Origin of the sequence: Desulfotruncus alcoholivorax DSM 16058 (assembly GCF_000430885.1) — a bacterium.
GTDB lineage: Bacteria > Bacillota > Desulfotomaculia > Desulfotomaculales > Desulfallaceae > Desulfotruncus > Desulfotruncus alcoholivorax.
On record NZ_AUMW01000016.1, the window covers coordinates 25,103 to 46,961 of the forward strand.

A 21,859-nucleotide genomic window follows, 5' to 3' on the forward strand; every position below is an offset into this window, starting at 1 on the left:
CGTTTGATGCGGAAGGAAATGATCATTTTATTGCAGAAGTATTACTTTTGATTCCACCATTGAGGTGATTCCTTGATTTCAAAGGACAATTATCCGGCTTTAATTGAAACAATAGTTGTGGCCGGTTTACTTGCGCTACTTGGAATGCTTGGCTTGTATATTGTTCCGGCCTTCTATCTGGTTACATTATTTTTACCAGTGCCACTGGCCTATCTAATAATCAAAAACAATTTGCTATACGGGCTGCTGTCGCTTGGCTTATCAACCATCATGCTAATAGTTGCTTTTGGACATGCCGGCTCAGCACTTATGTTGGTTATACAATTTGGCCCCGTGGGTGTTATTATTGGCTTGCTTTTAAAAAATAAAGTTTCGGTTGACAGCAGCATGGCTGTTTTATTCTTTTGGGCGCTGGCAGTGGCGGCTTTAAATTTGTTTGTAAGCTTTGTAATGGCCGGGGCCGGCATTGCCAACATAACGGCCGAATTTCGGTCCGCCATGGAGCAAGTGGCCGAAATGTACCGCCAAAACGGGATGATGGATGAAATAGGGCAGCAGCAGTTTCTCCAGGTTGCAGAGCAAATAATCCATTTGGTTCAAGTATTACTTCCGGGTACGATAGCAATCTGGACTATTTTTATTACCATCTTTACTTATTTCATCACCAGGCGCCTGGTACGAAAACTTGGTTATGATGCTGCACCTGAATTCAAGTTTTTAGAATGGAGGTTGCCCTGGTATTCAATATGGCTGGTGATTACCGGTCTGGCTATGGCAATGGCCGGAGATGAATTTTCGTTAAGAGTAGTTGGTATAATCGGTAAAAATATGCTTTATATTTCAGCGTTTATTTTCTTTGTCCTTGGATCGGCTGTATTAACTTATTTTTTACAAGCCTGGAAAGTGCCCAAGGTAGTGAAAATTATCATTACCATTGCCCTATTCTTATATCTACCCCTCGCCACGGCAATAATACTCTCCCTCGGCGTAGTAGACCCCGTGGCAAATTTGAGGCGCCTGTCAGCGGACAGCGACGAGGGATCCAAAGGAGGATAATAGATGCAGGTAATACTCCTTGATGATGTTAAAAAGCTTGGTAAAAAGGGCGATATCATCAAAGTAGCTGAAGGGTACGCGCGGAACTTCTTAATTCCCAGAGGCCTGGCTGTAGAGGCAACAGGAGGCCAGCTAAAAAATCTGGAAATGCAAAAGCGCGCAATGGATGAACAAAAGAAAAAGGCTGAAGACAAGGCCAGGGAACTGGGGGCCAAGATTGATGGTCTAAAGATTATAATAAGCACCCGGGTGGGTGAAGCAGGAAAACTTTTTGGTGCTATCAGTAATAAGGATATTGCCGATACTCTGCAAAAAAATTACGGGTTGGAAGTAGACAAAAAAAAGATTATCTTAAAAAACACGATCAAAGCACTTGGCGAGTACCCCGTAGTTATTAAGCTGCACCCCGCAGTGCAGGCTCAAATCACAGTAAACGTTGTAGCGGAGTGAATTTGGTGCTTAGTTGCAGCAAATCGACAACAAGGAGAACAGACATAATGAAAGGTATTCTTGAAAAAATCAAAAATAAAACCGACCTGGGGCCAAAATTCAGGGAATTTGAGCAGCTAAAGAGGCAAGTTAATGCTTTTTATAGTGTTCTTGCTGATTTATACGGGTCAGATAAAATTGTTTTGCGGGCCGGGAAATTAAATGTTTTAAAAATGATGCGTTCAGAAAACCTGGCGGAACAGGTACTGGCGTTGAAAAAATTGGTTTTTGAAGATCCCACTCCCGATACAGTCCCAAGTACGGAAGAGATACCGGCCATATTGGATGAAATCGGTGAAGAATTGGCCGACATCATAGCCAGGCGAACAGTAGAAGACGACCTGGATAAAAAAATCAATGAACGCATGCAACAGCGCCACGAAGAATACGTACGTGAAATAAAGATGCAAATCATTAAAGAGAACACCGGCCCCGAAAACGCCCAAACATTAAAAAAATTGGCCATACTTGAAAAACTTGATCAAAAAAATCTGACCAGGCGTGCTCTGGACGTACTGAGGCCGTCTTCTATTGAGCAAATTGTTGGGCAAGAACGCCCGGTGAGGTCTCTTTTGTCAAAATTAGCATCTCCATTCCCTCAGCACATTTTGCTATACGGCCCCCCTGGTGTTGGAAAGACGACAGCGGCCAGGCTGGCGCTTGAAGCTGCACGTGCTTTGCAGAACAGCCCGTTTAATCAGGATGCGCCGTTTATTGAAGTAAACGGAACCACGCTGCGCTGGGATCCGCGTGAGTCTACCAACCCGCTGCTGGGTTCGGTGCACGACCCCATTTACCAGGGCGCCAGGCGCGACCTGGCCGACAGCGGCATCCCGGAACCGAAACCGGGATTGGTTACCGATGCGCACAGCGGTGTGCTTTTTATTGATGAGATTGGGGAGCTTGATCCTATTTTACAGAGCAAGCTGCTCAAAGTGCTGGAAGATAAAAGGGTGTACTTTGAATCATCTTATTATGATCCGGCTGATACTAATCTTCCCAGGTATATTAAAAAGCTTTTTGAGGAGGGCGCCCCGGCCGATTTTATTTTGATCGGGGCCACTACCCGGGAACCGGAAGAAATAAACCCGGCTATTCGCAGCCGCTGCGCTGAAATATATTTTGAGCCCTTAACTCCGGCAGACATTCGGGAAATCATCTACCAGGCCGCCAAAAGGCTTGGTGTCTCCCTTGAAAACGGAGTTGCCGATGTTATCGCTGAATACACCATAGAGGGAAGAAAGGCTGTAAATTTCCTGGCGGATGCTTATGCCATCGCCTGCTACAAAGCCGGTGGAAACAATCAACCTGTAATTGCGCTGGATGATGTTTATGAGGTTATCCAGGTCAGCCGGATGACGCCTTATGTCTGCAGAAGGGCCAGCAGCGAAGGTGAAGTTGGCAGGATTTTCGGACTGGGTGTTTCCGGCTTTCTCGGGTCGGCTTTGGAGATTGAGGCCATGGTCTTTCCGGCCGGGCGCAAGGGTGGCGGAGTTATCCGGTTTAATGAAACCGCGGGAAGCATGGCCAAGGATTCGGTTTTTAATGCTGCCTCCGTCTTGCGCAAGCTGACCGGGCGTGATCTGCATGATTACGACGTGCACGTAAACGTGGTGGGCGGCGGGCGCATTGACGGCCCCTCTGCGGGTGTGGCGATTTTCATGGCAGTTTACAGCGCTCTGGAAAAATTTCCAATTCCCCAGGACATTGCTGTTACCGGTGAGCTTTCTATTCAGGGTAAAGTAAAAGCCGTGGGCGGTGTACCCGAGAAAATATATGGTGCTAAACAGTGTGGTGTTAAAACAGTATATGTCCCCTGGGAAAACAAAAAGGATGTGCCTGCTGATACCAGGGGGGTTGATGTTGTTACAGTGGTTTCGGTGGAGGAAATAATTAGGTACGTTTTTAAAAAGCCGGTGCAATAAGTTAATTGATTAGAACCTACTCAGGAGTCAGGGGTCAGTAATTTAACGAAACATATTTTGCAAAAGGCTGATAATTTATTGGTAAAGATATTCCCGGGGCATTCTGTATTCTGACTCCTGAATTCAGGCTTCTGACTTCTGAATACCTAAATATGACAGGTGATCAATAAATGTGGGACAAGGTACCCCCCCATAATATAGATGCCGAGCAATCTGTGATTGGCGCATTACTTTTGGAAAACAAAGCTATATCCAAGGTGGCCCGTTTTCTGAACCCGGAAGATTTCTACCTGGAATCTCACCGGGTTATTTATAATGCCATCCTGGAACTTGAAGAAAACAATCAAGCTGCCGACCTGGTCACGCTTACGGATAAATTACGACGCAAGGGCGAACTGGAGAAGGTGGGCGGTGCTACTTACGTGGCCACACTGACCAATATTTCACCTACAGCAGCCAATGTAGAATACTATGCCCGGATTGTTGAGGAAAAAGCCCTTTTACGAAACCTGATTAATCTATCAATTCGAATTGCTGATATGGGCTATGAAGGCAGCGAAGATGCCGAGCGGTTGATGGAAGAAGCGGAAAAGATGTTGCTGGAACTGGGGTCGCGCCGTACTTTCACCGCTTTTACTGAAATAAAGGACATTCTATTAGAAACCTTTAAACATTTTGAATTTCTGCAAAAACACAAAGGTGAAATAACCGGTGTTCCTACAGGATTCAAAGAGCTCGACCAAATCTGCCAGGGACTCCAGCCCGGTGATTTAATTATAGTGGCAGGAAGGCCCTCCATGGGCAAAACCAGTTTCGGCATGTGTATCGGCTACCATGCAGCGCTGAAGACAAAAAAGCCGGTTGGTATATTTAGCCTGGAAATGTCCAAGGAACAGCTTGTTCAACGCATGATCTGCGCTGAGGCCAGGGTTGATCAACACAAACTGCGCTCCGGGTTTATCAGTGACATCGACTGGGCCCAGTTGACCCAAAAGGCCAGAGACATGGCCCAGCTGCCAATTTTTATTGACGACTCCGGCGTGCTTACGATCCGGCAATTAAGGGCCAAGGCCAGGCGAATGCACTCAGAAAGAGGCCTTTCGCTGATTGTCATTGATTATTTGCAATTAATGCAGGGCAGCCGGCGGGCAGAAAACCGGCAGCAGGAAATAGCGGAAATATCCCGCTCTTTAAAGGCGCTGGCAAAAGAATTAAATGTGCCGGTTATGGCGCTGGCCCAGTTAAGCCGCTCGGTGGAACAACGACAGGATAAAAAGCCTCAATTATCCGACCTGAGAGAGTCCGGAAGCCTTGAACAGGATGCCGATGTGGTGATGTTTATTTACCGTGATGAGTATTACAACCCTGAGACTGAAAAGAGAGGCATTGCGGATATAATTGTAGCCAAGCAAAGAAACGGTCCAACGGGAACTGTGGAATTGGCGTTTCTTAAACAATATACCAAATTTATGGATCTGGCCCGCCGAACAGATGAGCCGTGATTCAATTATTCAGAATTCAGTAGTCAGAATTCAAAAATACTACGAGACGATAAATCGTTCTCTTATGCTGACTCCTGACTCCTGTTATGACTGTTATGAATTCATAGTTGACAAACAGTGCCTCCATTTGATACTATTGTAGTGCTGTGCTTTTATCACATCAATCGGAGAATTATTTATGAACTAATAATCTAGTTAAGCTTATTAATTATTGACTCAAACACTGGCAGCCGTTTGGGTTATTTTTATGCCGGCAGCACAAAATATAATGAGTGGCCAACAGGAGGTTAGTATTAGTGTCGCAACAATATGACGTTGTCATTATAGGCGCAGGCCCGGCTGGCATTTTTTCAGCCCTGGAGATTACGGAAAAAAATGATAAAATGCGGGTATTGATTCTTGAGAAGGGCCGTGATATCAAGAACCGGAGCTGCCCTTCCAGAGAAAAAGGCGGCAGTTGCTTTAACTGCAATCCTTGTTCCACTGTTTGCGGGTGGGGTGGCGCCGGGGCGTTCAGCGATGGCAAGCTAACCCTTTCATCGGAAATTGGTGGAAGCATGGAACAGTATATTGGCGAAGACAAACTTAATAAGATGATTAAATATATTGACGATATCTACTTGCGGTTTGGGGCCCCCAATGAAGTCTTTGGCCTGGAGCATCAAGAGGAAATCAGGGATTTTCAGCACAGAGCCACCAAGGCCGAGCTTAAATTAATTCCGGTGGCCATCCGCCACCTGGGCACGGGCCGGTGCCAGGAGATTCTGCAAAACATGCAGGATTGTCTTCTGAAAAAAGGCGTGGAAATTCGCACCCAAACGGCAGTGGATAATATTATTGTTGAAGGGCAGCAGGCCAAAGGGGTTCGCACTGTAAGCGGAGAAGAAATTTTTGCGGATTACGTAATTATGGCGCCTGGCCGGGAAGGTGCGGAATGGTTGGCCCGGGAAGCGTTCCGGCTCGGATTGCCGACGACGGTTAACCCGGTGGACATTGGTGTAAGGGTAGAAGTTCCGGCTGAGGTAATGGAGCCGTTAACCAGGGTCTTTTATGAGTCCAAATTAATTTATTATTCAAGGACCTTTGATGACCGGGTCAGGACCTTTTGTATGAATCCATATGGTGAAGTTGTGTTGGAAAACAACGACGGATTGGTTACGGTTAACGGGCACAGCCATGCTTTTAATAAAACCGGTAATACTAATTTTGCCGTACTGGTCAGTAAAACTTTTACCGAACCGTTCAGGGAGCCCATCTCCTACGGCAAATATGTGGCCAGCCTGGCCAACCTGCTTGGCGGCGGCGTAATTGTCCAGCGTCTGGGAGATTTGCTGGAAGGCCACCGCTCCACTGAGGCTAGAATGAAGAAAAGTCTGGTGCAGCCGACACTAAAAGAAGCCACTCCGGGTGACTTAAGCCTGGTGTTTCCTTACCGGCATTTGCTTGGCATCACCGAAATGCTCAAAGCAATGGACAAAATTGCGCCCGGGGTAAATTCACGTTATACATTGCTATATGGCGTTGAAGTTAAATTCTATTCTTCCCGGCTGGCACTCAGCAACTGGCTGGAGACAAAGTATAAAAACCTGTTTGCAGCAGGTGATGGGGCCGGGGTGACCAGGGGACTGGCGCAGGCCTCAGTTGCAGGCGTAGTGGTTGCCAGGGAAATCCTTAGAAGACAGTAAGGGGGATACCGATGTCTACGGTTATTTTGGTTGGAGCACAATGGGGCGATGAAGGCAAGGGCAAAGTTACTGATTTTTTAGCCCAGCAAGCCGAAATGGTGGTTCGTTACCAGGGAGGTAACAACGCAGGCCATACGGTTGTGGTGGGAGATAAAGTTTATAAGCTGCACCTGATTCCCTCCGGCATTCTTTACAGCGATAAAATTTGTCTTATCGGCAACGGGGTTGTCATCGACCCGGAAGTTTTGCTGGAAGAACTTGATGCGCTGGAAAAACAAGGTGTAAGTACCGCCAACCTGCGGATCAGCCCGCGTGCACACGTGATCTTTCCTTACCATAAGAGTATGGACATGGCTGAAGAAGATCGCAAGGGTAAACAAAAAATTGGAACAACCTGCCGGGGTATCGGTCCTGCTTACACCGATAAAGCTTCACGTATCGGTATACGCATAGTTGAACTGGTAGACCGGGAAGAGCTGGAAGCAAAGCTCAAAGATGTTATTGAGCATAAAAATAATGTTCTTTCCAAGGTCTATAACTTTAAAGAAAAGCATGACTACCGACAGGTTTTAGAACTTTACAGCGGTTATGGTGAAAAGTTGAAAAAGTATGTGTCCAATGTCTCAATTCTGGTTAATGAGGCCTTGGACCAGGGCAAAAAAGTGCTGTTTGAGGGTGCCCAGGGAACACTGCTGGATATAGATCACGGGACTTACCCGTTTGTCACCTCCAGTTCCCCCATAGCTGCGGCCGCCTGCCTTGGCGCTGGATTAGGTCCCACCAAGATCAATACCGTTGTTGGAGTAGCCAAAGCGTATATAACCAGAGTTGGTGAAGGTCCTTTCCCGACTGAATTGCAAGATGAGTTGGGAAATCGGATCAGAGATCGTGGACATGAGTTTGGGACTACCACCGGCCGGCCGCGTCGCTGCGGCTGGTATGACGCTGTTATTGCCCGTTATGCTGCCAGGGTTAATGGTCTAAGCTACCTGGCCATTACCAAACTCGATGTGCTGACTGGACTGGAAACGTTAAAAATATGTACCGGCTATAAATATAAAGGTGAGATCCTTAAAGAATTCCCGGACAGTTTAAAGGTTCTGGCCCAGTGTGAGCCGGTATATCAGGAGTTTCCCGGCTGGCAGGAGGATATATCGACAATTGAAGACTATAATCAGCTGCCCCAAAACGCTAGGGAATACATGAAACAGCTTGAAGAATTATCAGGCGTGCCTGTTGCCATAGTTGGTGTGGGACCGGGCAGGGCACAAACCCTGGTGCTAAAAGAGATTTTTTAGCAGCATTGAGACGACCCGGGGCGGCGCTGATGCGTCGCCCCGGGCTTAATCCAATTTACAGAATTGGAATTATAAGATTGTTGACACATCAGTTAATCTAATGTATTATATAGAACTGTAAGATTTGTGAGCCATTAGCTCAGTCGGTAGAGCACCTGACTTTTAATCAGGGTGTCCCGCGTTCGAGTCGCGGATGGCTCACCACTTTAGCATTCAGACATCAGTAGCTACCGGCAACCGGTATGGCCCCATGGTCAAGAGGCCTAAGACACCGCCCTTTCACGGCGGTAACCCGGGTTCGAATCCCGGTGGGGTCACCAAAAAAAAAACACCTTCTATTGGTTTGGAAGGTGTTTTTTTTATGCGCTTTTTTTATTAATAGCTTGTGCACGCACCTTTTCGCCAATGCTGCCATATTATGCAAAATAAAGTAAGGTGAGGTAAAGCGCAATATATTCCAAAAGAGAGGGACGAAATTTTGGCTGGGCACAAGAAAAAGGTGTTAATAGTCGGCGCAGGTGTAGCCGGGGGAATTGTGGCGGAAGTGCTAAAGCAAAGGGTAAATGGTGAATGGGTGCCGGTTGCCTTTGTGGACGATGACCCCGAGAAACAAACTAAAGTTCTATATGGTCTCCCCGTTTTGGGGAATAGGCATTGCATAAATGACATAGTAAAAAAACTAAAAATAGATTACATAGTTATAGCTATGCCATCTGTGCCTGGTGAAGTAATACGGCAAATTGTAGAGATATGCCAAAAAACAAAAGTTCAATTAAAAATTTTACCTGGGATTTATGATTTGATAACCGGGAAAATTAAAATTAGCGATATTCGAGATATCGAGGTTGAAGATTTACTTGGTCGCAGTACAGTGACATTAAATATTAGTGAGATAGCTAACTACCTAACAGACAAGGTAGTTCTAATCACTGGTGCCGGAGGATCAATTGGTTCGGAAATATGTCGCCAGATAGCCGTCTTTGGACCAAAAATACTTGTTTTACTTGGGCATGGTGAAAACAGTATTTATGAAATTGAGCAGGAGCTGAAGAAAAAATATCCGGATGTGCCTTTAGCTGCGATTATTGCTGATATCCGGGATTGCCGGCGGGTTAACCAAGTTTTTAATCAATTCCGCCCTGCAGTTGTTTTTCATGCAGCGGCCCATAAGCATGTGCCATTGATGGAAAAAAATGAAGAGGAAGCTGTAAAAAACAATATTCAGGGTACCAGAATACTAACTGAAGCTGCTCATTTAAACAATACAGAAATTTTTGTGCTTATTTCAACCGACAAGGCAGTGAACCCAACCAGTGTTATGGGAGCCACTAAAAGGGCGGCGGAAATGGTTATTCAATGGATGAACGGTTTAAGTGCTACTAAATTTGTAGCAGTTCGTTTTGGAAACGTGCTTGGCAGCAGGGGTAGTGTAATTCCTTTGTTTAAAAAACAAATTGCCTCCGGTGGGCCGGTAACCGTAACCCACCCGGCTATGAAGCGCTACTTTATGACTACTTATGAGGCAGTGCATCTCGTTATTCAGGCCGGGGCTTTAGCACGGGGAGGTGAAATATTTGTATTAGACATGGGTAAGCCAATTTATATAACTGATCTCGCTAAAAACTTAATTAGGTTGTCCGGTTATGAACCGGGAAAAGATATAGCGATACAATATACTGGCGTTCGTCCGGGGGAGAAATATGAAGAGAGTCTTTATTCAGATGATGAACAGGTTATGCCCACGAAACATGAGCGAATTTTCAAGATAGCTCCGAAAAAGAATAATTTTGTTCAACTGATTGATATGTTGGAGACTATAGATCAGTGCAATTATTCAAATCAGGAGCTAATTGCTTGTTTGATTAACGTTGTGGGCCTAAAACAGAATTAAAAGGACGGTGTCTGCGAATGTCAGGCATTAAGCAGGAGAAATTGGCCGAACAACTTATTGAAAAATTTATCAACAAAACGGCTGGCATTGCTGTAATTGGCTTGGGTTACGTGGGGTTACCGATGGCAGTGCAACAAGCTAAAGCAGGCTTTAAAGTGATCGGCATTGATATTAATACATCGCGCATTAATATGCTAAAAGAAGGTCAAAATTATATCCAGGATGTAACGGATAAAGACCTGGGTGAGCTGATCAAGTCAGGACGGTTATGTGTAACTACTGATTTTAGCCTGCTGCAAAAAGCAGATGTAGTAATAGTTTGTGTTCCCACCCCGCTTTCAGAAATGCGCCAGCCTGATTTATCTTACATTAAATCAGCCGTTCATGAAATAGCCCAAAACCTTAGAACCGGCCAATTAATTAGTTTGGAAAGCACTACTTACCCCGGAACAACCAGGGAAATAGTTTTACCGATGTTGGAAGGCAGTGGACTTAAAGCAGGAGTTGATTATTTTCTGGTTTTTTCTCCGGAAAGGGTTGACCCAGGCAATAAAGTGTATCATCCAAAAGATGTAGCCAAGGTAGTGGGTGGTATAACGCCCCTTTGCAGTCATGTAGCTGTTATGTTCTACAAGCAAAGCTTAAAAACTTTGGTCATGGTTAGTTCACCTGATGCAGCTGAAATGACTAAAATATTCGAAAACTCTTATCGAGCGGTAAATATTGCTCTGGTCAATGAATTCATGCTTTTATGCGACCGCATGGGCTTAGATATATGGGAAGTATTGGACGCTGCGGGTACAAAACCATTCGGTATTCAAATATTTTACCCCGGTCCGGGTGTAGGAGGGCATTGTATACCCGTAGATCCTGTTTACTTGGCCTGGAAGGCCAGGGCCTATGGCTTTCAACCGCGATTTATTGAATTGGCGGAAGAATTAAACAACCGGATTCCGGAATACGTTATCCAAAAAATCATCACGGTCTTAAACGATTACGGTAAATGCCTGAACAACTCTAAAATTTTAATTTTAGGGGTTGCCTATAAGAAAGATATTAATGATGTACGGGAGTCCCCAGCCTTAAAAATCATCAAGGACTTACAAGCCAGAAAAGCAATTGTTCAATACTTCGATCCCTATATACCACAGCTACCCTTGCCGGATAATCAATGTCTCCTGCATTGTATTGAGTTAACCAGGGAAAACATTGCTGAAGCTGATCTGGTATTAATAATAACTGACCACTCCAGTGTTGATTATCAATTCGTTATTGATAATGCCAGGTTGGTTATTGATACCCGTAATGCCACAAGGCAAGTGCAAAAGGGCAGGGAAAAAATTATTAAAATTTAAGCCATTTCTTTTATTCCGGTAATTAACGAGAAGGTGGTCTGTAACTTGATGAAAGAACGCTTAAAAAATCGCGGCCTTGAACTGGCTCTATTTTTTGCCCTGGCATTGTTGGCCGGTCTTTTGGTGTATGACAAAATGGTTATTTTTTCAATAGTGGCACTTATTGCAGTAGCAGTTTTCTTTTTAGCCGAGGGTTACCGTATTCAAATTGAGGATCGTTCAATAATATGGAAATTAGCTCTGGGTGCTCTATTATTAAGAATTGCTTTCATTATTGCCACCCAGGCATTTGATAATCCATTTTTAAGGGCCGATGGCATTACTTATGCGCGTATAGGCAATGAAATCGTCCAAACTTGGAATGCCGGTGACCATTATATCATCCGCAAAGCTAATTATGGATATTACTATTTTAACGCCTTTATTTTTTATGCCACCGGTTATTATCCGGATATTGTACGATTGATTAACAGCATTATAGCTATTGGAGCAGCACTAAACCTCTATTTTATTTCCCTCAACTTAAGCGGTAGAAGAGCAGCCAAGTTTACCTTTGCGTTAACGGCTTTTTTCCCTTCCTTTGTAGTATGGTCAGCACTTAATTTAAAAGAAAGCCTCTGTGTTTTTCTGATTACTTATATTGTAAAAAAGATTATGGAAATTATGCGGGAATTTCATTTCATTAAGTTATTTGCCATAGCTTTGGCGCTGTTACCTTTGGTTACTTTACGATTTTATGTAGGCATATTACTGGGCGTTGTCATGGCGCTTGCCTACATTTTTTCAGCGGTCAATTTTACATGGAATAAAAGAATTGTTTATACTCTTTTATTAGTTTTTGTTGTAGGTGTTTCCCTGTTACAAATGGGTTACGGGTTTTTGGGAAAAGACTATCTAGCCAGTCAAAGCCTGGAATCTATTGGGGAACAGCATAATGCAGGAGCCATAGGCGATTCAGCTTACTCACAAGAGGTTGACTTTAGTTCACCTTTAAAAGCCTTAATATATTTGCCATTGGGGTTGTTTTACTTTGTCTTCGGGCCGTTGCCATGGCAATCAGGAGGGCTTTTAAAAATTATTAGTTTGCCTGAAATGTTTATGCTGTATATCTTGTATCTGTTTGTATGGCCGGGTATTTACAGCTTGTGGCGGCATAGGCGGGGTGAGTGTATTTTTTTGTTAATTCTCATCTCAAGCTTTACTTTAATCTACGCCCTTGGCGGGTCAAATATGGGTGGAATTTATAGAGTTCGGTTTCAGGTGCTGTCTCTGCTGTTTATATTTATCAGTCATGGTTTTGGGGGCGAAAAACAGCACAACGGGACACAATTAGTTGGGGAGTGATTAATTTGTGTGTCTTAATTTTCTTATCTTCTTCCGGAAGGGGGGGGAGAGAATTAAATACCATCAGACTGATACCATATTTACAAGAACGCGGTATGAAAATTACGGTAGTGGTATTGGATTGCGGGGGATACGTTACTCAATGGTGCTGTAATAATGGGGTAAATTATCACTTCCTTGGTTTGTGGCCCGGTAAGTTGAATTTTATAGCAGTAGCATGGCGGTTTTTTCTGATAATAATTAAAACTAAAATTGATTTGATTCAAGTTTATGGTTTTACAGCGAGTATGCTCTGCCGTTTTATTGCCAGACCAATGGGGGTTAGGGTTGTGGTGGGCATTGTGGGAGCCGGGCATTTTACTGGTGTCAGACCTCTATATGAAAGGCTGACCCAAAAAATGGTTAATTGTTACGTAGCCAATTCCCTGGCCGGGAAAAATAAACTACTGCAAATATTCCGCGATTATCCACCATGGATAGACGTTATCTACAACGGGGTGCCCGGTATTAAGGCCCCACCGCCTTTAGTGGAAAAAAATTGTTTTACAATAGGCACTGTGGCCAATTTAAGGCCTGAAAAGGGTTATGATGTAATGCTTGAAGCACTGGCTCAAGTTAAATCGGATCTAGGTGAGCGAATAATTTTTAAATATTTAATAGTTGGTGATGGTGCGCTTAGAAAAGCACTGACGGAAAAAATTCATTACTTGGGGTTGACGGAGCAGGTTTATTTATTGGGTATGGTCGAGAATGTGACAGAGGTGATTTATAAATTTGATTTATTTGTTTTGCCCTCTTATACGGAAGGGTTTCCCAATGCCCTGCTGGAGGCGATGATGGCCGGCAGGTGCGTGATTGCCACGAATGTTGGAGGTGTACCGGAGGTTATTGAAGATGGATATAATGGCTTAATGGTAGAACCCGGTAACCCGGAAGAATTGTCCCGGGCTATTAAAAAGGTAATTTTAAACCACCAATTGCAAAAAAACATGGCTTTAAGAGGCCGGGAAGTAGTTTGTAAAAATTTTACTCTGACTCGTCAAGCTGAGGAGACCATCAGAGTCTGGAAAGCGGTTTACCAGGAAGGTAAGGGGGTGAGCCAGTGAAGGCACTTATATTATCCGGAGGAAAAGGAACACGCCTGCGGCCTCTTACACATACCACGGCAAAGCAGCTGATACCGATAGCCAATAAACCAATCATATATTTTGTTATCGAACAAATATTAGGGGCTGGAATAACTGATATCGGGGTAATTATTTCCCCTGAAACGGGGGAGAGAGTACGTGAGGTAGTAGGCAATGGTGAGCGATGGGGGTGCAAAATTACTTATATTATCCAACAAGAGCCTCTGGGGCTGGCCCATGCAGTTAAAACTGCCCGGGATTTTTTAGGGCGGGAGCCTTTTCTGATGTTCCTGGGGGATAACTTAATTCAGGGCGGTGTAAAACACCTGGTGGACAGTTTTGAGAAATCAAGCAGTGAAGCAATCATTCAGCTAAAAGAAGTTGAAAATCCGCAGCAATTTGGTATTGCCGTGTTGGGTGATGGCGACCAAATTGTCAGGTTAATTGAAAAACCCCCAAAACCACCCTCCAACCTTGCTTTAATTGGGATCTACTTATTTAAGTCCAGCGTTTTTACGGCCATCGACCAAATTAACCCTTCATGGAGAGGTGAGCTGGAAATAACCGATGCTATACAAAAGTTAATTGATTTGGGATACCGGGTAGAAGCTCGCCGCCTGGAGGGATGGTGGCTGGACACTGGTAAAAAAGACGACATTTTGGAAGCCAACCGGGTGGTATTGGATGAATACATGCGCCGGGTTAACAAAGGTTTTATCGATAAAACAAGTAGAATCACCGGGCGGGTTGAAGTCGGATTAAACAGTAAAATAATTAACAGCACTATACGCGGCCCGGTATGCATAGATGAAGGTGTAATAATTAAAGATTCCTTTATTGGTCCCTTTACCACCATCGGCAGGAATTGCTTCTTTGAAAAAATTGGGGTTGAGCATTCTGTAATTTTGGAAAATTGCCATCTTTATCATGTGGACCGCATCGAAGACAGTTTAATAGGTTATAACACTCATGTTCAAAAAGGCAGTGCACAAAGGCGGGCAATACGCCTTTTTGTAGGAGATGATTCGCAAGTTATGGTTTAACTTTCGTGAAGGGGGCTGTTGTAAGAGCATGAACTTAATTGACGGGGTAATTGTAAAAAAGCTTAAAGCTATACCTGATGAGCGCGGTTACCTTATGGAGATGCTGCGCCGTGATTGGCCTGAGTTTATGACCTTTGGGCAGGTTTATGTTACCGCGGCTTATCCAGGTGTAGTAAAGGCATGGCATTATCATCAGCGGCAGTGGGACCATTTCGTTTGTGTCAGCGGCATGGCCCGGGTGGTACTGTATGATGCGCGTAAAAACAGTTCAACCTTTGGCGAGGTAAATGTATTTCATATGGGATATCTTAATCCCATGCTGCTAAGAATTCCACCCGAAGTTTATCACGGCTTTACCGCTGAAGGCAACGAAACGATATTAATAGTTAATTTGCCTACCGAAGTTTATAACTATCAACAGCCGGATGAATACAGGCTACCTTATAACGATCCGTCTATTCCCTATTCTTGGGAGGTATTGCACAGGTGACAGTATTTGTAACCGGTGCGGCAGGTATGTTGGGGCAGGATGTGGTTGCTGAATTCCGGTCTCGCCAAAGCAAAGTAATCGCCAAAGATCACGCAAGCCTGGATATAACAAATTTAGAGCATGTTGAACAAGCAATTGGCCATTATAAGCCAGCCATTGTGGTAAATTGCGCTGCTTACACAGATGTGGACAGAGCTGAGTCTGAACCGCAAAAGGCTTATTTTATTAACGGATTAGGCCCTCGTAATTTAGCCCTGGCCTGCCAAAAAAATAAGGCCGTGTTGGTGCATATCAGTACGGACTATGTTTTTGACGGCAGTCAAAACCGGCCTTATGGAGTTTATGATCCAACAAATCCTTTAAATGTTTATGGCGCAAGCAAGCTGTGGGGAGAAAATGCAGTTCGAGAAATTTTAAAGTCATTTTATTTAATTAGAACCAGTTGGCTATTTGGTTTGAACGGCAAAAATTTTGTGGACACGATGTTGCGAATGGGGCAAAGTGAAAAAACGATAAAAGTTGTCGATGACCAGTTTGGCTGCCCCACTTTCACAGAAGATTTAGCCCGGGCGGTGGCTGATCTGGTAGAAACCGGTTGTTACGGTACCTACCATATCACCAATCAAAACGCTGTCACCTGGTTTGGTTTGGCTGAAAATATATTTAAAAAATGTAATAACTCAATTAAACTAATCCCTTGTAAAACCAAAGAAATGAATCGCCCGGCCCACAGGCCCGGCTTTTCAGTATTGGATCCGTTTCCTTTAAAAGAAACCATAGGCTACCTGTTGCCAGGGTGGGAGTATGCTTTATCCCGGTACCTGGTTAAAAGGGGGAAATCAAAGCTGTGAAAATACTGGTTACTGGTGGCGCCGGCTTTATTGGCACAAATTTTATAAGGTACATTATTTCAAAACAACCGGTTTGGGAAGTTATCAACGTTGATAAGCTAACTTACGCGGGAAATTTGGAAAACTTAATGGATTTAAATGATCAGGCTAAGTACACTTTTTACTGTGGTGATATAGCAGATAAAAATTTTATGGAGACTTTTTTTCAACACGGCATAGATGTTTTAATTAATTTTGCCGCGGAGTCGCATGTCGACCGCAGTATTCAAGATGCTGAACCATTCATAAAAACCAATGTTGTAGGTACCTACGTCTTATTGGAATTGGCAAGAAGTTATGGAATCAAGAAATTTATTCAGGTATCCACTGATGAAGTCTATGGCTCTTTGGCGTCTAAAGGTAAATTTAGCGAGGAATCCCCCCTTGGTCCAAATAGCCCGTATTCGGCCAGTAAAGCTTCGGCCGACCTTTTATGCCGGTCTTATTACGCAACGTATAAGCTGCCGGTAACGGTTACCCGCTGTTCAAACAATTTCGGCCCGTATCAGTTTCCGGAAAAGTTTATACCGCTTATAATTACCAATGCATTGGAAGGTAAAACGATTCCTGTTTATGGTGACGGCTTAAATGTGCGGGACTGGATTTACGTCAATGACCACTGCCGGGCTCTGGAGACTGTAATTTTAAAAGGGCTGGGTGGCGAGGTATATAATATCGGAGGTAATAACGAGCTGAGCAATCTGGAATTGGTAAAAAAAATTTTGCGCTTACTTGGCAAGCCGGAGACGCTCATTAAATTTGTTCAAGACCGGCCCGGTCATGACAAGCGGTATGCCATAGACAGTACAAAAATGACCCGGGAACTGGGTTGGCGGCCCGCATATTCTTTTGATGATGCTCTAATGTTTACGGTTGACTGGTATTTAAAGCAGCCAAATTGGTGGAAGCGGATTAAAACAGGTGTTTATCAGGATTACTATAAAAAATGGTATGGCAGGGTTTAGCGATGAAAGTCTTATTTTTAACCAATACCCCCATCAATGGACCGTCGGCAAGATACAGGGTTTACCAGTATATACCATACCTTAAACAAAAAAATATTAAAGCTGGCACTCACAGTGCCTTAACCCCTTTTCTTTATAGCAAATTTTCGCCCGCCAAAGGAAGCTTGCACAAAATTATTTATTTTATCTTATCAGCTTTATCCAGAATTGTTGCTCTCTTTAGAGTACCTTTCTATGACGTGATATTTATACAAAAACTGGCACTGCCCCACGTTTACCCATTTCCTGAAGTTTTACTGTGTAAATTGGGAAAATGGTTGAGAAAAAGGGTTATATTTGATTTCGATGATGCCATTTATACTGTATCAGAGGTTCGGAAAAAAACATTATTTGAAAAATTTGCTTACCCCGGGCGAGTGCAGAAGATTATCAGCCAATGCGATAGTATTGTGGCGGGCAATGACTATCTTGGTCAGTTCGCACGTAAGTATAATCAACGAGTCCATGTGGTGCCCACTTCAATTGATCTTGCCAAATATTCCATGCGCCTGTTTCATGATAAGGAAAGTACTCCGGTTGTCATTGGTTGGATCGGTACACCCAGTACTTCACCGTACTTAAATTTAATAATCCCTGTTTTACAAGAAATCGCTGCGAAAAAGGAAATTGTTTTCCGGATTATAGGTGGAAGGTCTTTTGAATGCCCGGGAGTAAAAGTTGAATATTTGCGCTGGTCTCTGGAAAGTGAGGTAGAAGATATACGTTCGCTCGATATCGGGGTAATGCCGCTTTCCGATGATCCGTGGACCCGTGGGAAATGTGGATTAAAACTATTGCAATATATGGCGGCGGGTGTTCCGGCAGTTGCCTCACCGGTCGGGGTTAACAACAAAATCATCATGGACGGTATTAATGGTTATCTGGCAAAAAATACTAAAGAATGGGTGTCTAAAATTGAAAAAATAATCAGTTTTCCTGCTGCACATCTGGATATGCTGCAGCAGGCGCGTAAAACTGTTGAAAACGAATACTCTATGGCTGTAAACGTTGATAAGTTAATCAAAATATTAACTATTTGGTAAACTTATGGACTATGAAACCTGCCGCCGGTTTTTTTATTTAAAAAACATTGCTTTTTGAGCGGGGGAATTACACTATGGTGGTGCAACAAAACGATAACTATATACGCACTCATTCTTGTTTTAACTGTTACTTGTGCGGCAACCGGGGTCAACCCTTGTACCATGGGTTGAAGGACCGTCTCTTTGACGCACCCGGAGAATGGCATTTTAGAAAGTGCTCGAATCATAAATGCGGTTTGGTGTGGCTGGACCCGATGCCAATATCTGAAGATATCGGTAAGGCTTATAAAAATTATTACACTCACCAAAATTCAAAAAATTCCATGACCTGGTACAGGCGGGTATATCAATGGGCGAAAGAAGGTTATTTGGCACGGAGATTTAATTACTATGGTAATTCAACTACTATCTGGAAGAAATTGTTGGGCATGATGTTGTATTTCCATCCGGGCCGGCGTGAGAATCTGGAGTTCAGCGTTATGTATCTGCCTTCACAGCCCAATGGATTATTGCTTGATGTGGGATGCGGCAGCGGGCAAAAGCTTATGTTTATGAGGGACCTGGGGTGGCTCGCAGAAGGGGTGGATATTGATCCTATCGCCGTTGACAGCGCCAGGTCCAAAGGATTGCAAGTGCGCCTTGGAACTTTGGAAGAGCAATGTTATCAGGATAATTATTTTGATGCCATTATTTTAAGCCACCTCATCGAACATGTTTATGATCCATTAGGACTGCTTTTAGAGTGTTACCGTATCTTAAAGCCCGGCGGACGTCTGGTTGTGGTTACGCCAAATAATGAAAGCTGGATGCACAAAATGTTTAATGACAAATGGTTGGCCCTGGATCCACCACGGCATTTACATGTTTTTTCTGTCCCGTCACTGAAGTATCTCGCCCAAAAAGCCGGTTTTAAAAAATACAAAATATCTACCACAATAAGGGAAGCAAACGGTCTCTTCATGGCCAGTAAATTGATTCAGCGGACTGGTAAATATGTATGGGGCTGTCCCTTGTCATCCACCTTTCGCTTTTGGGCCCGGGGGATGCAGCTTGCGGAATGGGTGATTTTGAAGTTTAAACCTGATGCCGGTGAAGAAATCACCATGGTGGGGGAGAAATAATGCGCCTGTTGTGCAGTATCTAATGACTGTTGCGGTTTTCCCCCTTATTCCATGGTAATCCACCCAGAGAACGTGATATTTTAAACAGCGAAAAACCACTCATCGCCGCTGTTAATGTTAATCCAAGCACCAGTGAAAAAATGCCCGGTATAAACCTGGCTATTGAAATAGTAGCGGCGCACATTGCCAATGCAACCAGCAGTAGTAAGTTCTTTTTTCTCCAGACAAAGTGATTTAAGCGAAAAACAATGATCCAGATTAAACAAAAATATAATACATTGGTTAAAAAGTAAGCAATTCCTGTGGCTTTCAGGTTCCAGTTGGACATTCCAATATAAACTAAGGCCAAATACATGAGATTCCAGAAGAGTTCTGTAACAAAAAACAAACGACTGCGTTCTTTAACCACCAAAACAAAAATCATACACCAACTGACAAACTTGAATAGGTCGCCGATAACCTGCCATTGCAGGATACCAGCTGTCTCCTTAAAAGTACCGGAGTAAATTAAACCAACTACCTGTGGGCATAGAGTCAGCATGCCAAGGATAACCGGACCGGCCATGAGTAGAACAACTTTGATTTGCTCATTGACCATTGCGTTTGTTTTTTTGTAATCATGTGCAACTGCACTAAGCCTGGGATAGTAATCTTTACTTATGGCATCCAGGATAAAACCCAGGTATAGCATGGAAATGCTCCACGCTGCCTGAAAATATCCGGTGGCAACCATACCTAATGTTCGGGTAATAAGAACCCTTACAGCCAGTTGAGTTATGGCTCTAACCAGGCTGGCACTCATGAGGGCAAAGCCCATTCGAAACAGGCCGGGCAATAATTTTAACATTTCTTTCCAGGATAAACTGAAATGAATTGCCTTAATCCTCCGAGTTAACCACCATGAAGCAGCAAAGAGAGCCAGAGGTGTGCTAATTACTGCCGCAATGATGCCGCTTTCTCTCCAATGCCAAACTGCCAGCACGGTTATGAGCAAACCGCCCAGGGCCCCAAGGATATATGTCTTGGCAAGATCCACTAAACGGCGCAAGCCGTTGAGTACAGCCGTTTGGGAACTGGAGACAATGCTTGCCCAGACACCGATGCCAATCCATGTTATAGCCCAGGCATAATTGTTATGACCGAAGACCAGACTGGCGATTGGTTTGCGAAGCATTATCAATAACAAAGCACCCGACAGCCCCAGTATTACTGAAGTCCATAACAAGGCGTTGCTGGTGTTGGTAATTTTTTGATTATCGCCTATAGCCTGAGCTTCAGCCAGTTGCCTAACGCCGCTTATGGCTAGACCTGCTCCAGCGATTGTTCCCGCTGTATTTAGAATTGACTGCAATAAACCCATCAGGCCGATGCTTTCGGGTCCCAGCATTACAGCCACCATTTTGTTTCTAATTATACCAACTAATATTGAAACCGCCGAGGTGCCGATCATAAGGATAGAAGCCTTAAAAATTCGGCCTGTTGAATTGTTTTTGACTTTGGTCATATTATAGGACCAATCCATCGTAATAACATTAGGTACCGCTCCTTAAGCTATAGAAATCCCTTGCCATTTCTCCAAGATATCTTATGTTGCTTGTTACGGGTAGGTGACACTAGCCCAAAACGTATAGTATATACATTGTGCTGTTTGGCCTCGTCAAGGTGTTTTTAGTTGTTACCTTGCTTGATGAATGAACCTTCTTATGTATAAAGCCATATTAATAAATTAGCATGTAACTATTCATAAGGAGGATGATCAATGATTTTTCACAATAAAACAGCAGGAGCTGCCGCCGGTACACCTGAAGACACTTTCAGTATCCCGGTTAATGAGGATTTTACTAATATGTCCAAAATAAGGGATATTGGCAGGTGGCATGTAACGAACTTTGTAAAATTTGTTTCTGAAAGCGTGTCTCCAGGCGCGATTATACTGGATGCGGGAGCGGGAGAATGCGCTTATAAAAGATACTTCTCACACTGCGAATACGTATCCGTTGACCTGGCAATTGGAGAAGACAGGTGGAATTATAATAATCTCAATTATATAGCTCCTTTAGATAATCTTCCATTTGATGATGCATCCTTTGATGCGATCCTGAACACCCAAGTTCTGGAACACCTGGAATATCCCAGATTAGCAGTAAAAGAATTGTTCCGTGTCTTAAAGCCCGGAGGAAAATTATTTTTGACCGCTCCTATGGCTCATGAGGAGCACCAGGTGCCTTACGATTTTTTTAGATATACATCATACGGTTTAAAGTCTATTTGTGATCAAGCAGGATTCAGTGAAATTATAATTACCCCTATGGGTGGTATGTTTACAAGGTGGGCTTATGAAATCCCCAGAATAATGTCGTTATTTCCAAGTGCCGGCATTAAAAAAGGCAAAATAAAATTTAAGGGTTTTGTACTTTTACCATTAAGGCTGGTTTGTTTCTTGGCGGTTCGGCTAACCCAAATGGTTTTTTTGTGGATTGATCAATTAGATAAAGAAAAAAAATTTCCATTTGGTTGGTCTTTGATTGCTCAAAAATAAACATAATTATTTATTCAATGTAACAAAAACCGCCGGGGAAGGAGCGATGGTATTGCA

The 21,859-nt window shown here is 43.7% G+C and carries 18 protein-coding genes and 2 tRNA genes; 19 read left to right on the forward strand and 1 reads right to left on the reverse strand.

What is annotated here, in order from left to right; translation table 11 throughout:
• Positions 1–72 precede the first annotated feature (72 nt).
• The 18 genes from H569_RS0109050 to H569_RS0109135 all read left to right on the forward strand — a co-directional run bounded on the left by H569_RS0109050 (position 73) and on the right by H569_RS0109135 (position 19,263).
• The gene (locus tag H569_RS0109050; RefSeq protein WP_027364742.1) at positions 73–1,056 is read left to right on the forward strand and encodes a DUF2232 domain-containing protein; all 984 of its coding nucleotides are present in this window, start codon (positions 73–75) and stop codon (positions 1,054–1,056) included.
• A 3-nt stretch (positions 1,057–1,059) separates the two neighbouring features.
• Positions 1,060–1,506 carry a 50S ribosomal protein L9 gene (rplI, locus tag H569_RS0109055; RefSeq protein ID WP_027364743.1) on the forward strand — a complete coding sequence of 149 codons (447 nt, stop codon included), beginning with the start codon at positions 1,060–1,062 and terminating at the stop codon, positions 1,504–1,506.
• 47 nt (positions 1,507–1,553) lie between these two features.
• Positions 1,554–3,470 carry a Lon family ATP-dependent protease gene (lonC, locus tag H569_RS0109060; RefSeq protein WP_027364744.1) on the forward strand — a complete coding sequence of 639 codons (1,917 nt, stop codon included), beginning with the start codon at positions 1,554–1,556 and terminating at the stop codon, positions 3,468–3,470.
• Between the two features lie 170 nt (positions 3,471–3,640).
• On the forward strand, positions 3,641–4,972 hold the full coding sequence (gene dnaB / locus H569_RS0109065; protein ID WP_027364745.1) for a replicative DNA helicase: 1,332 nt from the start codon (positions 3,641–3,643) through the stop codon (positions 4,970–4,972).
• Positions 4,973–5,268: 296 nt separating this feature from the next.
• Entirely contained in the window at positions 5,269–6,657 is a 1,389-nt protein-coding gene (locus H569_RS0109070; RefSeq protein WP_027364746.1) for an NAD(P)/FAD-dependent oxidoreductase, read from the forward strand.
• Between the two features lie 11 nt (positions 6,658–6,668).
• Entirely contained in the window at positions 6,669–7,955 is a 1,287-nt protein-coding gene (locus H569_RS0109075; protein ID WP_027364747.1) for an adenylosuccinate synthase, read from the forward strand.
• A 128-nt stretch (positions 7,956–8,083) separates the two neighbouring features.
• A tRNA-Lys gene (locus H569_RS0109080) sits at positions 8,084–8,159 on the forward strand.
• A 40-nt stretch (positions 8,160–8,199) separates the two neighbouring features.
• Positions 8,200–8,275: transfer RNA gene (locus H569_RS0109085), tRNA-Glu, on the forward strand.
• A gap of 158 nt (positions 8,276–8,433) precedes the next feature.
• A complete protein-coding gene (locus tag H569_RS19825; RefSeq protein WP_051273506.1) occupies positions 8,434–9,846 on the forward strand; it encodes a polysaccharide biosynthesis protein in 1,413 nt (470 codons plus the stop codon).
• 17 nt (positions 9,847–9,863) lie between these two features.
• On the forward strand, positions 9,864–11,201 hold the full coding sequence (locus H569_RS0109095) for a nucleotide sugar dehydrogenase (RefSeq protein WP_027364748.1): 1,338 nt from the start codon (positions 9,864–9,866) through the stop codon (positions 11,199–11,201).
• Positions 11,202–11,249: 48 nt separating this feature from the next.
• Positions 11,250–12,545, forward strand: coding sequence for a glycosyltransferase family protein (locus H569_RS19830; RefSeq protein WP_034630134.1), 1,296 nt, complete (start codon positions 11,250–11,252; stop codon positions 12,543–12,545).
• A complete protein-coding gene (locus H569_RS0109105) occupies positions 12,542–13,651 on the forward strand; it encodes a glycosyltransferase family 4 protein (protein WP_114679279.1) in 1,110 nt (369 codons plus the stop codon). The genes H569_RS19830 and H569_RS0109105 overlap by 4 nt, the downstream gene beginning before the upstream one ends.
• On the forward strand, positions 13,648–14,715 hold the full coding sequence (locus H569_RS0109110; protein WP_027364750.1) for a glucose-1-phosphate thymidylyltransferase: 1,068 nt from the start codon (positions 13,648–13,650) through the stop codon (positions 14,713–14,715). The genes H569_RS0109105 and H569_RS0109110 overlap by 4 nt, the downstream gene beginning before the upstream one ends.
• Positions 14,716–14,743: 28 nt before the next feature.
• A complete protein-coding gene (locus tag H569_RS0109115; RefSeq protein WP_027364751.1) occupies positions 14,744–15,205 on the forward strand; it encodes a dTDP-4-dehydrorhamnose 3,5-epimerase family protein in 462 nt (153 codons plus the stop codon).
• On the forward strand, positions 15,202–16,056 hold the full coding sequence (gene rfbD / locus H569_RS0109120; RefSeq protein WP_027364752.1) for a dTDP-4-dehydrorhamnose reductase: 855 nt from the start codon (positions 15,202–15,204) through the stop codon (positions 16,054–16,056). The genes H569_RS0109115 and rfbD overlap by 4 nt, the downstream gene beginning before the upstream one ends.
• Positions 16,053–17,060, forward strand: coding sequence for a dTDP-glucose 4,6-dehydratase (gene rfbB / locus H569_RS0109125; RefSeq protein WP_027364753.1), 1,008 nt, complete (start codon positions 16,053–16,055; stop codon positions 17,058–17,060). The genes rfbD and rfbB overlap by 4 nt, the downstream gene beginning before the upstream one ends.
• 164 nt (positions 17,061–17,224) lie before the next feature.
• Complete coding sequence (locus tag H569_RS0109130; RefSeq protein ID WP_238492512.1) at positions 17,225–18,142, forward strand: glycosyltransferase family 4 protein; 918 nt, start codon at positions 17,225–17,227, stop codon at positions 18,140–18,142.
• A 74-nt stretch (positions 18,143–18,216) separates the two neighbouring features.
• Positions 18,217–19,263: a class I SAM-dependent methyltransferase gene (locus H569_RS0109135; RefSeq protein WP_051273508.1), complete on the forward strand. Its 1,047-nt coding sequence runs from the start codon at positions 18,217–18,219 to the stop codon at positions 19,261–19,263.
• A gap of 19 nt (positions 19,264–19,282) precedes the next feature.
• Here the strand turns inward: H569_RS0109135 and H569_RS0109140 are convergent, their stop codons facing one another.
• Positions 19,283–20,767, reverse strand: coding sequence for an O-antigen translocase (locus tag H569_RS0109140; RefSeq protein WP_157833492.1), 1,485 nt, complete (start codon positions 20,765–20,767; stop codon positions 19,283–19,285).
• A 255-nt stretch (positions 20,768–21,022) separates the two neighbouring features.
• On the opposite strand from H569_RS0109140, the gene H569_RS0109145 reads away from it, so the two are divergent.
• The gene (locus H569_RS0109145) at positions 21,023–21,802 is read left to right on the forward strand and encodes a class I SAM-dependent methyltransferase (RefSeq protein ID WP_114679280.1); all 780 of its coding nucleotides are present in this window, start codon (positions 21,023–21,025) and stop codon (positions 21,800–21,802) included.
• Positions 21,803–21,859: the final 57 nt, after the last annotated feature.

What these genes read in the sequence shown, in the direction of transcription:
- rplI (WP_027364743.1), top strand. Translation starts at nt 1,060, where the DNA reads ATGCAGGTAATACTCCTTGATGATGTTAAAAAGCTTGGTAAAAAGGGC.
- lonC (WP_027364744.1), top strand. Translation starts at nt 1,554, where the DNA reads ATGAAAGGTATTCTTGAAAAAATCAAAAATAAAACCGACCTGGGGCCA.
- dnaB (WP_027364745.1), top strand. Translation starts at nt 3,641, where the DNA reads ATGTGGGACAAGGTACCCCCCCATAATATAGATGCCGAGCAATCTGTG.
- H569_RS0109075 (WP_027364747.1), top strand. Translation starts at nt 6,669, where the DNA reads ATGTCTACGGTTATTTTGGTTGGAGCACAATGGGGCGATGAAGGCAAG.
- H569_RS0109095 (WP_027364748.1), top strand. Translation starts at nt 9,864, where the DNA reads ATGTCAGGCATTAAGCAGGAGAAATTGGCCGAACAACTTATTGAAAAA.
- H569_RS19830 (WP_034630134.1), top strand. Translation starts at nt 11,250, where the DNA reads ATGAAAGAACGCTTAAAAAATCGCGGCCTTGAACTGGCTCTATTTTTT.
- H569_RS0109115 (WP_027364751.1), top strand. Translation starts at nt 14,744, where the DNA reads ATGAACTTAATTGACGGGGTAATTGTAAAAAAGCTTAAAGCTATACCT.
- H569_RS0109135 (WP_051273508.1), top strand. Translation starts at nt 18,217, where the DNA reads ATGGTGGTGCAACAAAACGATAACTATATACGCACTCATTCTTGTTTT.
- H569_RS0109140 (WP_157833492.1), bottom strand. Translation starts at nt 20,767, where the DNA reads ATGACCAAAGTCAAAAACAATTCAACAGGCCGAATTTTTAAGGCTTCT.
- H569_RS0109145 (WP_114679280.1), top strand. Translation starts at nt 21,023, where the DNA reads ATGATTTTTCACAATAAAACAGCAGGAGCTGCCGCCGGTACACCTGAA.